13 protein-coding genes and 1 pseudogene are annotated in these 13,210 nt (G+C 65.7%); 9 read left to right on the top strand and 5 right to left on the bottom strand.

All coding sequences use genetic code 11. From position 1 onward, the window contains the following. Window positions 1-6 precede the first annotated feature (6 nt). Entirely contained in the window at window positions 7-2,253 is a 2,247-nt protein-coding gene (locus ACP694_RS15190) for a S9 family peptidase (protein ID WP_426013694.1), read from the bottom strand. Between the two features lie 105 nt (window positions 2,254-2,358). Between ACP694_RS15190 and ACP694_RS15185 the strand changes: the two genes are divergently transcribed. Then, window positions 2,359-3,225 carry a trypsin-like serine peptidase gene (locus ACP694_RS15185; protein WP_426013692.1) on the top strand — a complete coding sequence of 289 codons (867 nt, stop codon included), beginning with the start codon at window positions 2,359-2,361 and terminating at the stop codon, window positions 3,223-3,225. Between the two features lie 85 nt (window positions 3,226-3,310). Then, a pseudogene (locus tag ACP694_RS15180) lies at window positions 3,311-3,498 on the top strand (CsbD family protein). A gap of 61 nt (window positions 3,499-3,559) precedes the next feature. Here the strand turns inward: ACP694_RS15180 and ACP694_RS15175 are convergent. The 3 genes from ACP694_RS15175 to ACP694_RS15165 all read right to left on the bottom strand — a co-directional run bounded on the left by ACP694_RS15175 (window position 3,560) and on the right by ACP694_RS15165 (window position 6,016). After that, window positions 3,560-4,006: a MaoC family dehydratase gene (locus ACP694_RS15175; RefSeq protein ID WP_426013691.1), complete on the bottom strand. Its 447-nt coding sequence runs from the start codon at window positions 4,004-4,006 to the stop codon at window positions 3,560-3,562. A 112-nt stretch (window positions 4,007-4,118) separates the two neighbouring features. Further along, window positions 4,119-4,400: a hypothetical protein gene (locus tag ACP694_RS15170; protein WP_426013689.1), complete on the bottom strand. Its 282-nt coding sequence runs from the start codon at window positions 4,398-4,400 to the stop codon at window positions 4,119-4,121. 77 nt (window positions 4,401-4,477) lie between these two features. Continuing rightward, complete coding sequence (locus ACP694_RS15165) at window positions 4,478-6,016, bottom strand: acyl-CoA synthetase (protein WP_426013687.1); 1,539 nt, start codon at window positions 6,014-6,016, stop codon at window positions 4,478-4,480. 65 nt (window positions 6,017-6,081) lie between these two features. Between ACP694_RS15165 and ACP694_RS15160 the strand changes: the two genes are divergently transcribed. Beyond that, on the top strand, window positions 6,082-6,372 hold the full coding sequence (locus ACP694_RS15160) for a type II toxin-antitoxin system VapB family antitoxin (RefSeq protein ID WP_426013686.1): 291 nt from the start codon (window positions 6,082-6,084) through the stop codon (window positions 6,370-6,372). Continuing rightward, window positions 6,369-6,761 (top strand): type II toxin-antitoxin system VapC family toxin, encoded by a 393-nt coding sequence (locus ACP694_RS15155; RefSeq protein WP_426013684.1) that lies wholly within the window; start codon window positions 6,369-6,371, stop codon window positions 6,759-6,761. Before ACP694_RS15160 ends, ACP694_RS15155 begins: the two co-directional genes overlap by 4 nt. Before the next feature lie 5 nt (window positions 6,762-6,766). Here ACP694_RS15155 and ACP694_RS15150 read toward each other — a convergent pair whose 3' ends face one another. Further along, a complete protein-coding gene (locus ACP694_RS15150; protein WP_426013682.1) occupies window positions 6,767-8,434 on the bottom strand; it encodes a GMC family oxidoreductase in 1,668 nt (555 codons plus the stop codon). A 181-nt stretch (window positions 8,435-8,615) separates the two neighbouring features. Between ACP694_RS15150 and ACP694_RS15145 the strand changes: the two genes are divergently transcribed. From ACP694_RS15145 to ACP694_RS15125, 5 genes are all read left to right on the top strand, one after another. Next, a complete protein-coding gene (locus ACP694_RS15145) occupies window positions 8,616-9,500 on the top strand; it encodes a crotonase/enoyl-CoA hydratase family protein (protein ID WP_426013680.1) in 885 nt (294 codons plus the stop codon). A 42-nt stretch (window positions 9,501-9,542) separates the two neighbouring features. Further along, entirely contained in the window at window positions 9,543-10,037 is a 495-nt protein-coding gene (locus ACP694_RS15140) for a GAF domain-containing protein (protein ID WP_426013679.1), read from the top strand. An 85-nt stretch (window positions 10,038-10,122) separates the two neighbouring features. Next, window positions 10,123-11,253: a GNAT family N-acetyltransferase gene (locus tag ACP694_RS15135; RefSeq protein ID WP_426013677.1), complete on the top strand. Its 1,131-nt coding sequence runs from the start codon at window positions 10,123-10,125 to the stop codon at window positions 11,251-11,253. A gap of 25 nt (window positions 11,254-11,278) precedes the next feature. Continuing rightward, complete coding sequence (locus ACP694_RS15130) at window positions 11,279-12,199, top strand: glycosyltransferase family 2 protein (RefSeq protein WP_426013675.1); 921 nt, start codon at window positions 11,279-11,281, stop codon at window positions 12,197-12,199. After that, window positions 12,082-13,113, top strand: coding sequence for a hypothetical protein (locus ACP694_RS15125; protein WP_426013673.1), 1,032 nt, complete (start codon window positions 12,082-12,084; stop codon window positions 13,111-13,113). Before ACP694_RS15130 ends, ACP694_RS15125 begins: the two co-directional genes overlap by 118 nt. Window positions 13,114-13,210 lie beyond the last annotated feature (97 nt).

Raw genomic sequence — 13,210 nt, 5'->3', positions numbered from 1 at the left:
CGTCCATCAAGCCTTCCATCCCTTGTCCACCGCCCAGACCGCGAACGCGTAGTCCAAGGCGATTTCCTTGAGGAAGTCGAACCGCCCCGACGCGCCGCCGTGGCCGGCCTCCATGTTGATCTTCAGCAGGATGGGGTCACCGCTGGTCGAATATTCTCGCAGCTTGGCGGTCCACTTCTCTGGCTCCCAATAGGTGACGCGCGGGTCCGACAATCCCCCGGTGGCGAGTACGGCCGGATAGGGCTTGGCCGAGACGTTGTCGTAGGGTGAATAGCTGGCGATGTAGTCGTAGGCTTCCTTGTCTTCCAGCGGGTTGCCCCATTCGGGCCATTCCGGCGGCGTCAAAGGCAGGGAGGTGTCGCTCATGGTGTTGAGCACATCGACGAACGGCACCGCCCCGATGATCCCGGCCCACAGGTCGGGGCGCAGGTTGGTGACCGCCCCCATCAGCATGCCGCCGGCCGAGCCGCCATAGGCCACCGTGCGGCCCGCCGCACCGTAGCCCTCGCCGTGCAGGTGCTCGGCGCAGGCGATGAAGTCGGTGAACGTCTTCTTCTTGGTGAACTTGCGACCGTCCAGGAACCAGCCATAGCCCTTTTCCGAACCGCCCCGCACGTGGGCGGTGGCCCAGATCCAGCCGCGGTCGACCAGGCTGAGATTGCGGATCGAGAACGACGGATCCATCGACATGCCATAGCTGCCATAGCCGTACAGCAGCAGCGGCGCCGAGCCGTCCAGCGACACGCCCTTCTTCATCAGCACGGTGACCGGCACCTCGGCGCCGTCAGCGGCCTTGGCGAAGAGCCGCCTGGTGACATAGGCGGCGGGATCATGGCCCGACGGGATTTCCTGGGTCTTGCGCAGCGTCCTCTCGCCCGTGGTCATGTCGTAGTCAAACCACTGACGGGGCGTGGTCGGTGACTGGTAGACATAGCGCATCACGGGGGTGTCGAACTCGTAGCCGCCCTCGAGGCTGAGGACATAGGCCTCTTCGTCGATGACGATCGGACGCTCGGTCCTGCCGGCTCGCTCGGTGATGATGATCCGGGTGTTGGCGCTCACCCGTTCCACGCGAACCAGATGGCCCTTGTAGGCCGACAGGCCGGTGATGAAATGGCCCGGCCTGTGGGCCACGAAGTCTTTCCAATGGGCGCGGCCGGGCGTTTCGACGGGGGCCTCGACCAGCTTGAAGTCAATGGCGTCGTCGGCGTTGGTCAGGATGACGAAGCGGCCGTCCCAGTGCTCCACCGAGTAACGCAAGCCCACGGTGCGCGGCTCGACCAAGGTGGGTGTGGCGGTGGGATCGCCGGCCGGGATGATCAGGGTCTCGGAGGTTTCGTGGTCGCCGGCGCTGATGAGGATGAAGGCCTCGGAGCTTGTGGTGCCGACGCTGACGAAGAAGCCGTCGTCGGGCTCTTCATAGATCAGCACATCGTCCTTCAAGCCGCCACGCGCCGGTCGGCGGTAGATCTTGTCGGAGCGGCCGTTGTCGTCGCGGTGGGTCCAGAAGAGCCATTGCGAGTCTGGCGACCAAGCGAAGTCGCCGGTGCTGCTTTCGACGGGCTCTTTTAGGATCTCGCCGGTCGCCAGGTCCTTCACATAGATGTGGTGGACCTCGGACCCCTGCGCGTCCTCGGCATAGGCCAGCAGCTTGTGGTCGGGGCTGTGGTCGGCGGCGCTGACCTGGCTATAGGCCTTGCCCTTGGCCAAGGCGTCGCAGTCGAGCAGGATTTCCTCCGTGCCTGCGACCTTCAGCCCGATCATGGGCGCACTGGGAACAGCGTCGGCCAAACGTTCTTCGATGCTGATCGGCCGGCGCGCGAAGATCGGATGCTGGCCGCCGATGGCGAAGCGCGAATAATATTCGAACGGCCCGTCGGGGGCGGGCACCGAGGCGTCGTCTTCCTTGATGCGGCCCTTCATCTCCTCGAACATCGCCTTCTGAAGCGGTTCGGTGGGCGCGAGCATCGCCTTGACATAGGCGTTCTCGGCCGTCAGGTGCGCCTTGACCTCGGGCTTGATCAGGGTCGGGTCGCGGAGGACCTTCTGCCAGTTGTCATCCTTCATCCAGGCATAGTCATCGACGCGCACCCGGCCCAGCTGCGTGGTGCGCAGCGGAATCTTGGTGGCGACGGGGGCGATCGGAGGCTTCGACTCAGGCATGGGACTCTCGGCTTGGGCGGCCCCAGGATGGATCGCCGATGCTGACGTAAGCACCGCTGCCGCGCTCGTCATCATTTTGCGCCGGTTCACGGGCAGATTTCCCTCACGGATGCGTCAGAACGCCAACTTGTGCGGGTTAACGACGCTGGTCAAACTGGCGCTCGCGTACAGTGAATCGGGGGCATGAGGGCGTAGATGGCTTGGGACCTGTCGGTCGATCTGATCCAGGCGACCGTGCAGCTTGAACAGTCGCTCGGTGACGGGTCGCGCACGGTCGGCACGGGGTTCCTGATCGAGGACCCCACACCTGACGGTCGTCCACGCACCATCCTGGTCACCGCCGCCCACGTGTTCGACAAGATGCCTGGCGTGTCGGCCAAGATCGGCTATCGCATCCAGAGCGCCGACGGCGTCTGGCGCTACGATCCCCACACCCTGAAGATCCGAGAAGGCGACCACCCGCTGTGGACCAAGCATCCCATGCGCGACATCGCCGCCATCGTCGTCGAAGCGCCGCCCGACTTCGCGAAGGCCGCGATCCCCCTGGCCTGGCTGGCCCAGGATGACACCTTCAACAAGTACAACCTGGGTCCTGGCGACGAGATGATGGCGCTGGGTTTCCCGCGCGGCCTCTCTGCCAATGCGGCCGGCTTCCCGATCCTGCGCTCGGGGCGCGTGGCGTCCTATCCCCTGGCCCCGGCGAGCGTGTTCCCGACCTTCCTGATGGACTTTTCGGTGTTCCCCGGCAATTCCGGTGGGCCGGTGTTCATGGCCCAGGGCGCGCGTCGCAGGCCTGGTTCGGCCGAGAGCCAGGAAGTGCAGTTCGTGGCCGGCATGCTGACCCAGCAGGTCGAGTTGTCGGGTGAGCGTCTCGAGATCGGCATCGTCACCCATGCCAAATATATCCGCGAGACCGCGGCCTTGATCGACAAGCTGGTCGCGCCGCCGCTCATCCAGGCCAAGCCCGCCAAACCCTCCGGCGCGCCTAGCCAGGCCGCCACGCGCGCCGCTACCCAGGCCGCCGCCGCCGTCTCCGCCACGGAGATGGCGGTCGGTCGCTAGGCTCCAAACCTAGGCTGTCCGACAAAGGAACCTTGCTCATAGGCCTCCGTTTCTACGGGGAGTTCAATTCCAACAGGAGCAAGTCATGAGCACCAATCGTGTTGAAGGCGCTATCGACAAGGGCGTGGGCGCCGTGAAGGAAGCCACCGGCAAGGCCACCGGCAATGAACGCCTGGAAGCCGAAGGCGTGGCCCAGAAGATCAAGGGCGACGTCCAGAACAAGGTCGGTCAGGCCCAGGACAAGATCGGCGACGCGATCAAGAAGTAGCTTGATCAACGTCTAGACAAGCTACCGGCCGCGGAGCGATCCGCGGCCGTTTTGTTTGGCCTGCATCTACCCGTAGATGATCGAAATTGTCTCGGCCACGCAGGCGGGGCGCTCCTCGCCCTCGATTTCGATGGTGCATTCGTTCTTCATCTGAAGGCCGCCAGCCTTTGGCTCGACGCTGAGCAGTTTTTGGCGCATGCGCACCTTCTTGCCCACGCGGACCATGCCGGTGAACCGCACCTTGTCGCAGCCATAGTTGATGCCCCGCGTCACGCCGGTGACCCGGAGGATCCCGGCGCCCAGCATCGGGATCAGAGACAGGGTCAGGAAGCCGTGGGCGATGGGACCGCCGATTTCCTTGGTGGCCCGTTCGACATCAACGTGGATCCACTGGTGGTCGCCGGTGGCCTGGGCAAACTGGTTGACCCGCTCCTGGCTGATCTCGACCCAGTCGGAAACCCCGATCTCTTGCCCGATCAGGCTGGCGATGTCGGCGTAAGCGACTTCCTTCATGGCGTTTCTCCCAAGCGCTCTAAACGTTTGTTTGATTGCTCGCATGGGGCGCGGCGACAGGCAAGCGTCAGCCTGATTGGCCGGCGAAGCCGGACCTGGGGACGCGAAGGCGTCAGTCGGCGCTATCGCACTGTCCTTGGGTCCACTGTTCTCCCGCATCCAGGCAGGTGTCGTGCGCGGTGAGCGGTGAGAAACGCAGGAAAAACACGCCGCCGATTGTCACCGTCGCGACCACCAACAGCAGTGAAATCAGGCGCTTGCAGAGGCGGCGTTTGGCGTCCCAGACCTCGAACGCGTGATCGAACTCAGGGCCAAACCACCTGGCGACGCGGTTCGGCGCGGCGCGGCGAAAAGCCTCTTGCCGGGCCGCGGGGTGATCATCTCTGAAAAGCATCAGTGTCGTGTATTAAACTTGAGCATAGGCCAAGGGTTAGCAATTCACACGCCAGCCAGGGGCCCGAGGGCCGCGTGTCAAACGACGCGGCCGTGCTCCTTGGCCCAGTAGGCGTCACGGATCAGTCGCTTGTAGAGCTTGCCTGTGGCGTGCCGGGGGAGTTCGGCCATGAAGTCGATCCGCCTCGGCGACTTGACGTGGCTCAGATTGGCGCGCGCGAAGGCCATCAGCTCCTCCGCCAGAAGCGCTTGGTCGACGTTCCAGTCCAACGGCTGGATCACCGCCACCACCTGTTCGCCCATTTCCTCGTGCGGGGCGCCGACCACGGCGGCGTCGGCGACCTTGGGATGGGTGATCAGCAGGTTCTCGATCTCTTGCGGATAAACGTTCACCCCGCCAGAGATGATCATGAAGCTCTTGCGGTCGGTCAGGTAGAGATAGCCCTCCTCGTCGACCCAGCCCACGTCGCCCAGCGTCGTCCAGCCATGCTGGTTGTAGCTCTCGGCCGTCTTCTCCGGGGCGTTGTGGTAGTTCACCGCAGGGCCGTTGGCGAAATAGACCGCGCCCTCGACACGCGGCGGCAGCGCCTCGCCGTCTTCGTCGCAGATCCGCAGTTCGCCCAGCACAGCCTGACCGACCGAACCCTTGTGAGCCAGCCAGTTCTGCGAATTGATCCAGCAGAACCCGTTGCCCTCGGTGCCTGCGTAATATTCGAAGATCACCGGCCCCCACCAGGCGATCATCTGTTCCTTGACCGGCACGGGGCAGGGGGCGGCGGCGTGGATCGCCGAGCGCATCGACGAGACATCGTACCGTGTCCGCACCGCCTCGGGCAATTTCAGCATTCGCACGAAGTGGGTCGGCACGAACTGGCCGCAACTGACCTGGTGCCGCTCGATCAGGGCCAGCGCGTCCTCGGGGTCGAACCTTTCCATCACCACCACCGTGCCGCCCAGCTTGTGCACGGTCATGCACCAGCGTAGCGGAGCGGCGTGGTAGAGTGGGGCGGGGGACAGATAGACGCTGTCGGCGGTGAAGCCGAACAGGCCCTGGGCCATCATCTGCAGGGCGTTGGGCGCGTCGATCGGCCCGCCGCTCAAGGCCGGCTTGACACCCTTGGGCCGTCCAGTGGTGCCTGACGAGTAGAGCATGTCCGACCCCGCCGTTTCGTCGGGGATCGGCGTCGAGGGCATGGCGTCCTGCGCCCCCTCGAAATCCTCGAAGGCGTCGCGCGCGCCGCCAACCCGAAACAGCCGCACGCCGACGATCAATGGCGCGACCGCTTCGGCGATGGCGTCGAGGCCAGGGCTGATGATCAGCACCCGGGCCCCGCAATCCTTGACGATGTACTCGACCTCGCTGGGCGTCAGCTTGGTGGAGACACAGGTGTAGTAGAGCCCCGCGCGCTGCGCCGCCCAGGCGATTTCGAAGAAGCGCGGAGTATTGTCCATCAGCAGGGCGATGACGTCGCCCGGGTTCAGGCCCAGCGACCGGAACAACTGCGCCCCCTGGTTCGATCGGGCGTCTAGCTGGCCGTAGGTCACCGTTTCGCCAGAGCTGGCCATCACGTAGGCAGGCTTGTCGGGCTGGGTCTGGGCGTGGATCGAAGGGTGCATCTTGGCGTCTCGGTGACTTTGACGGAAAATAGGTCTAGATTGGCTTTCTAGAAACGGAGCCGAACATGGCGCTCAGCATCAAGACGCGAGAGGCCGACCAACTGGCGCGAGACCTAGCCAAGCTCACCGGCGAGACCATGACGCAGGCCGTGACGGTTGCGTTGAAGGAGCGGCTTGAGCGCGAGACGTCGGCACGAACCGAGACGCCGGAAGCGTTCGTCGCGCGGATCAGGAACCTCGTGTCCAGTTGGAGCGACGTTGATCGAAGGCCAGTCACTGAGGAAGAGTGGATTGAGGCGGGTGGAGACGACCGGGATCTGACCATGCTGGCGGCTGAGCGAGCGGCGCGAACGTGATCGTCGTCGACACGTCGGTGATTGTCGCCATCGCGCTGGACGAGCCTATCGCAACGGTTTTGCTGACCTGTCTCATGAGCACAACGGCGCGGGAGCTGTCGATGGCCAGCTATGTCGAAGCCGCGACGGTCCTCACACCTCGTGGCGTAACCCACGCCCGCATCGACGACCTGCTTGGCCAACTCGATATCGCCCTGATCCCCGTCGACGAGACCCAAGGCCGCGAAGCGATCCGCGCCCGTATCGCCTATGGCAAGGGCTCCGGCCATCCCGCCCAACTGAACTTCGGCGACACCTTCACCTACGCCCTGGCCAAGACCCGAGGCGCGCCGCTGCTTTTTGTCGGCGACGACTTTTCGCGGACTGATCTGATCGACGCCCGCGCCTAGGACCATCAGGCGGCGACCATCGCGGTGGCGTCCTGCAGGATCATCGCCGCGCCCTTCTCGCCGATCATGATGGTCGGTGCGTTGGTGTTGCCCGAGACCAGGCGTGGCATGATCGAGGCGTCTATGACCCGAAGGCCGGTGACGCCGCGCACGCGCAGCCGCTCATCGACCACCGCCATCGGTCCGGACCCCATCTGGCAGCTGCCGACCGGGTGATAGATCGTCGAACCCGAGGCGCGCGCATAGGCCAGCAGCATCTCGTCGCTCTCGAACTCGGGTCCAGGGTTCATCTCATGATCAATCAGCGGAGCTATGGCCGGCTGGGCCGCGATCTTGCGGGCCCAGCGCAGGCCGGCCACCGTCACCTCCTGATCCAGCGGGTCGGACAGGTAGTTGGCGAAGATCGCCGGATGGGCCGCCGGGTCGGCCGACTTGATGCGGATGTGGCCCCGGCTCTCGGGGCGTAGCTGACAGGGCGCGATGGTCAGGCCTGGCGCGCTCTCCAGCTCCATCTTCTGCTCGTTGAACAGCTTTTCGAGATCCATGGTGGCCGGCAGGATATGGAACTGGATGTCGGGGCCGGCCAGGTCCGGCCGAGACTTGCAGAAGGCCGCCACATGGGCCGCCGAAAGGGTTAGCAGGCCCTTGCGGGTGAACAGGTATTTCAGCGCTTCCCCAGCCAGCCGCGCGCCCTTGCTCTGCTCATTGACCGAGATCGTCCCGGCCTTCAGGCGAAAGCGCGCGCCGGTGACATAGTGGTCCTGCAGGTTCTCGCCAACGCCGGGCAGGTCGCGGATCACCGCGATCCCATGCTCGGCCAGCAAGGCGCCCGGGCCGATCCCGGAGAGTTGAAGAAGTTGGGGGGAATTGACCGCCCCGCCCGCCAGGATCACTTCGGCGCGCGCCTTGGCGGTGACATTGACGCCGTTCTGGCGGAACTGGACGCCGACGGCGCGCTTGCCCTCGAACAGCACCCGGCTGGCCAAGGCGTTGGTCTCGACCCGTAGGTTGCGCCTGCTCATGGCCGGATGCAGATAGGCCACCGCCGCCGAGCAGCGCGCGCCGTTCTTCTGGGTGACCTGGAACCAGGTCGCGCCCTCCTGCTCCTCGCCGTTCAGGTCGACGATGCTGGGGATGCCGGCCTGATGACAGGCGTCGATCAGCCGTTGCGAAACCGCGTGGTTGTCGCGCATGTCGGCGACGTTCAGCGGACCGCCAGTGGCGTGCAGGTCAGAGTCGCCGCGTTCCTGGTGCTGGGACTTGCGGAAATAGGGCAGGACGTCGTCCCACCCCCAGCCCGCCGCGCCCATCTGCCGCCAGCCGTCATAGTCGGCCCGCTGGCCGCGCACATAGAGCATGGCGTTGATCGAGGACGAGCCGCCCAGCACCTTGCCGCGCGGCCAGACGTGCGAGCGACCGCCGGTGCCGGGGTCCGGCTCGGTCTCATATAGCCAGTTGACCTTGGGATCCTTCAGGGTCGTCGCATAGCCGACCGGGATGTGGATCATCAGGTTGGACATGAACTGCGAAAGGTTCTTGGTCGGCCGGTCGTCGCCGCCAGCTTCCAGCAACAGCACCTTGTGCCGGCCGTCCTCCGACAGCCGCGCCGCCACCACGCAACCGGCTGAGCCGGCGCCCACCACGATGTAGTCGGCCTCGATGATCGATGTCATCGGATCCTCCCTGTTTCTTCCCTTGATCCGTCCCGCGTGTTTCTGCGTGATCGGCGTTCACCAGACAATGCGCAGGTCTGACGGGAAGTCCAAGGGTGTCGTCACGGAAGCAGGTATGCGGTAGTTGCCGCTGGTTCATACGCGTGTTTGAGTAGCGCTGAAATCAGGAGGAAAAACACCCATGGCCGCCCCCAGCTTCGAGACCCTGCTCTATGCCGTCGAGGACGGGATCGCGACCATCACCCTGAACCGCCCTGAGAAGCTCAACGCCTTCACCGCCCGGATGATGAAAGAACTGATCGACGTCTTCGACCTGACCGACGGCGACGACGCGGTGCGGGTGGTGATCGTCACCGGGGCCGGCCGGGCGTTCTGCGCGGGCGCCGACCTGTCGGGCGGTGGCGCCACCTTCGACCGCACCTCGCCCCAGGCCCTGGAGCGCGAGGAGGGCAAGGTCGGCGACATCTATCGCGACGGCGGCGGCCGGGTGGTGCTGCGGATGTACGAAAGCCTCAAGCCGATCATCGCCGCCGTCAACGGCGCCGCCGTGGGCGTGGGGGTGACGATGCAACTGCCGATGGATATCCGCCTGGCCTCGACCGACGCCAAGTTCGGCTTCGTCTTCGCGCGGCGGGGCATCACACCGGAGGCCTGCTCATCTTGGTTCTTGCCGCGTCTGGTCGGCATGCAGACGGCGCTGGAATGGTGCTTCACCGGTCGGGTGTTCAGCGCCCAAGAGGCCCTTGATCGCGGTTTGGTCCGCTCGCTGCACGCACCGGAGGACCTGCTTTCGGCCGCCCGCGCCTTGGCCCGCGAGATCGCTGATAACACCGCTCCGGTCTCCGTCGCCCTGTCGCGGCAACTGCTCTGGCGCATGGCCGGCGCCGATCATCCGATGGAAGCCCACAAGGCCGATAGCCGGGCCATCCAGTCGCGCGGCGCGGCCGGCGACGCCAAGGAAGGCGTCAGCTCGTTCCTCGAAAAGCGCCAGCCGGCTTATCCGGACAAGATCTCCGCCGACCTCCCCGACATCTGGCCGGCCTGGGGCGAGCACCCGTTCAAATAGCCCGCCTTTGGCGCGGGGCGGGGAACGCGCTATATCCCCGCCATGGCCGAAGCTTTCAATGACAAGATCCTAGCCGGCGACAAGTCGGCCCGCTACGCCGAGGTAGCCGACGAGATCGCCTCGGTGCTGGACGGCGAGACCAACCTCACCGCGCGCATGGCCACGGTGGCCTCGATGCTGGCCGGCAGCTTCGACCACTATTTCTGGACCGGTTTCTACGTGATTGATCCGCTGAAGGATCGCGAGTTGGTGGTAGGCCCCTATCAGGGCACGTTGGGCTGCCTGCGCATCGCCTATGGCCGCGGCGTCTGCGGCGCGGCGGCGGAAACCGGCCAGACCCAGTTGGTCGAGAATGTCCATGCCTTCCCCGGTCACATCGCCTGCGACAGCCGCTCGGAAAGCGAGATCGTCGTGCCGGTGTTCAATGCGAATGGAACCCTGCTGGCGGTGTTCGACGTCGACTCCGATAAGCCCGCTGCTTTTGACCTTGTCGATCAGCGGGGCATCGAGGCTATTCTCAAGGCGACCTTCGCCTAGACGTGGCCCAGCCGAGGGTGCTGGCCCAGGGGTTGCAATCCAACCTGCATCTTTCCCTAACCGGATCGGATTAGGACATATGGCGATGCTGGACGTTGAAACTCTTCACCCTCGCGCGTTGGCTTCGGCTGATCTGCAGATGTGGCGTGACATGGCGGCGGCCGAGCCGGCGTTCAGCAGCCCGTTGATGGGGCCCGACTTCGCCCTGGCCGTGGGCGCCGTTCGCGACGACGCCCGGGTGGCGGTGCTTCGTGGTCGCGGCGAGACCTTGGGTTACCTGGCCTATCATCGCCGTCCCGGCGCGGTGGCTCGCCCGATCGGCTCGCCTTTATCGGACTATCACGGCCTCGTCTCGCGACGGGACGCCGGCCTGACCGGACCCGAGGTGCTGCGCGCCGCCGATCTGACCTCGCTTCGCTACACCGGCCTGATCGACCCCTACGGCGTGTTCGGCAAGGCCCAGCAGAAGACGGCGCACGTCATCGCCTTGGCCGATACCGACGCCGAAACCTATCTGGAGGCCGTGCGCGCGGCCAGCCCGAAGAAGATCAAGAATTGGCGCCGTCTCGACAACAAGCTCGAGCGCGAGATGGGGACGATCACGCTGATCGGCGCCGATCGATCGCCCGTCGCCTTCGACCAGTTGATCGCCTGGAAGCGCGAGCAGCTCGAACGCACCGGCGTTCACGATTTCTTGCGTCCAGACTGGACGCGAAACCTGATGCTGGACCTGTTCGCCAAGCGAGACGGTCCGCTGCAGGGGCTGATGATCAACCTGTACGCTGGCGGTGAGTTGGTCAGCGGTCATTTCGGCGTGCGGGCCGGCGGCGTTTATCATCCGTGGATCGCCTCGACCAATCCGGCCTATGCGGAATGGTCGCCGGGCCAGATCTTCTTCATGCGAGCGATCGCCGCCATGCCGGGCCTGGGCCTGACCCGCTACGACCTGGGTCCTGGGCATGACCACTACAAGGGCGCCTATGCGCTCAATCAGATCCAGATCGGCGAAGGCACGGCCACCGCCTCCAGCATGGCTGGCCGCGTCGCCAGCTCGCTGGACAGTGTCTGGGACCTGGCAGGCGGGAAGGGTCCCGGCCCTGTCGGCAAGCTGCGTCGGCGCATGGACGCCATCGCCAGCGTCGAGCTGACCCTTGGCGGGCGGGTGCGGGGCCTGGCCCACGCCTTCGCTAACCAAGCGCAAAGGCAAGCCGGGTAACACTGCGGGAAAGTCTGGAGCCCGCATGCGCGTTACGGTCATGATCCCTACTCAGCGGCGCCTCGGCGGCCTCGCCGTCGCGGCGCGCTCGGTGTTCGCCCAGGCCGGCGTCTTGAGCGGCGATCTGGAGCTGGTGATCGTCGACAACGACCAGGCGCCATCGGCCCAGGCCACGGCCGTCAAGCTGGCGATCGAGGCGCCGTTCCCGATTCATTATGTCCATGAGGCACGCCCCGGCGTGGCCTACGCCCGCAACGCCGGCATGGTCAAGGCGAGCGGCGATCTGATCGCCTTCCTCGACGACGACGAAGAGGCGCCAGCCGGCTGGCTGTCGGCCCTGCTGGCGGCCCAGCTCCGCTATGAGGCCGATGTCGTCTTCGGCCCGGTCCGGGCTCGCGCGCCGCTCAGCGTGGTGTCGCATCGCGACTATCTGGAGCGGTTCTTCTCGCGCGAGGGACAGGCCGAGGCCGGCGTCATCGACCACTATTACGGCTGCGGCGACAGCCTCCTGCGCCGCGCCGCCTTACCCGACCCCGTCGCGCCCTTCGCGATCGAACGCAACCACATCGGTGGCGAGGACGACATGCTGTTTGGCCAAATGCAGGCCCGCGGCGCGATCTTCGCCTGGGAGCCGGCCGCCTGGGTCTGGGAAGACCCCGTGCCCGGCCGCCTGACCCTAGGCTACACGATCGCCCGCGCCTTCGCCTATGGCCAGGGTCCGACCTCGCACTGCGCCGCCGCGAGCCCGCCCGATTGGCTCGGCGTTGCCCGCTGGATGGCGGTAGGCGTCGTCCAGGCCGTGCTGTTTGGCGCGATGGCGGGCTTGAAATGGCTGACCCAGGCCCACGACCGCGCCGAATGGCTCGACCGCGCCGCGCGCGGCCTAGGCAAGACCCTGTGGTGGGGACCCTTCAAGATCCAGTTCTACGGAAGGACCGCGTCGTGAGCATCATAAGCGACTGGACCGAAGCCAAGGCGACGGCCTTCGGCCGGAAGAACCTGGTCTTCCAGCACGACCTGCACGAGCGGCCGATGTTCGACGACGAGGGTTTGGCGCGGCTGCTGGACCAGTATCCGCGCGACCAACTGGGCGTCTTCACCATGGGCGAGGACCCCAAGGCCTGGACCACCTGGCGCAAGGGCGCGGCGGGCAATCTGAGCGGCGACCAACTTCTGGAGGCGGCCAAGACCGGCCGCATCTGGCTGAACCTGCGCCACACCAACGACTTTGTGGCGGAATACGCAGCCCTCTGCGACGAGATCTTCGCCGAGAAGGAGGCCCGCGTGCCGGGCCTGCGCACTTTCAAGCGGGATCTGGGCATGCTGATCAGCAGCGCCAACGCCCAGGTGTTCTACCATCTCGACGTGCCGCTGGTGTCGCTGTGGCAGATCCGGGGACAGAAGAAGGTCTGGGTCTATCCGGTGGCCGACCCCTATGTCGGCGAGCTGGCGCTGGAGAAGATCGTGCTCAAGGAAACCGCCGAGCAGTTCGCCTTCGAACCCGCCTGGGACGCCGGCGCCCAGTGCGTCGACATGGTCCCTGGGACGATGGTCACCTGGAAGCAGAACGCGCCGCATCGGATCGAGAACGGGCCGATGCTCAACGTCTCGATCTCGATCGAATTCATGACTCCGCCGGCCCTGATGCGCGCCAATGTCATCTACGCCAACGGCGTGCTGCGTCGGCGGCTAGGGGCGCGACCCCGAATCCAGAACGGTTTTGGTCCGATGGCCCTGGGCAAGCTGGCCGTGGCGCGCGGCGCCAAGGCGCTGAACCTGCAGACCCCGCACGTGCGCCACCTGCCGGTGACGTTCGGGCTGGATGCAGCGCGACCGGGGTTTTTGGTGGAGCGGGTTTAACAAGTCCACCCCCTGTGGGGCAAGCGATCGCGCAGCGATCGGTGGGGGAGTTAACTGGTCGTTGATGAGGGACCCGGCCGCCTGCCGATCACTCCAC

It is taken from the genome of Caulobacter sp. DWR2-3-1b2, assembly GCF_049896345.1.
In the GTDB taxonomy this organism is placed as follows: Bacteria; Pseudomonadota; Alphaproteobacteria; order Caulobacterales; family Caulobacteraceae; genus Caulobacter.
The sequence above is the reverse complement of the archived record's forward strand: the minus strand, read 5'-3'. Positions and strand labels throughout refer to the sequence as shown.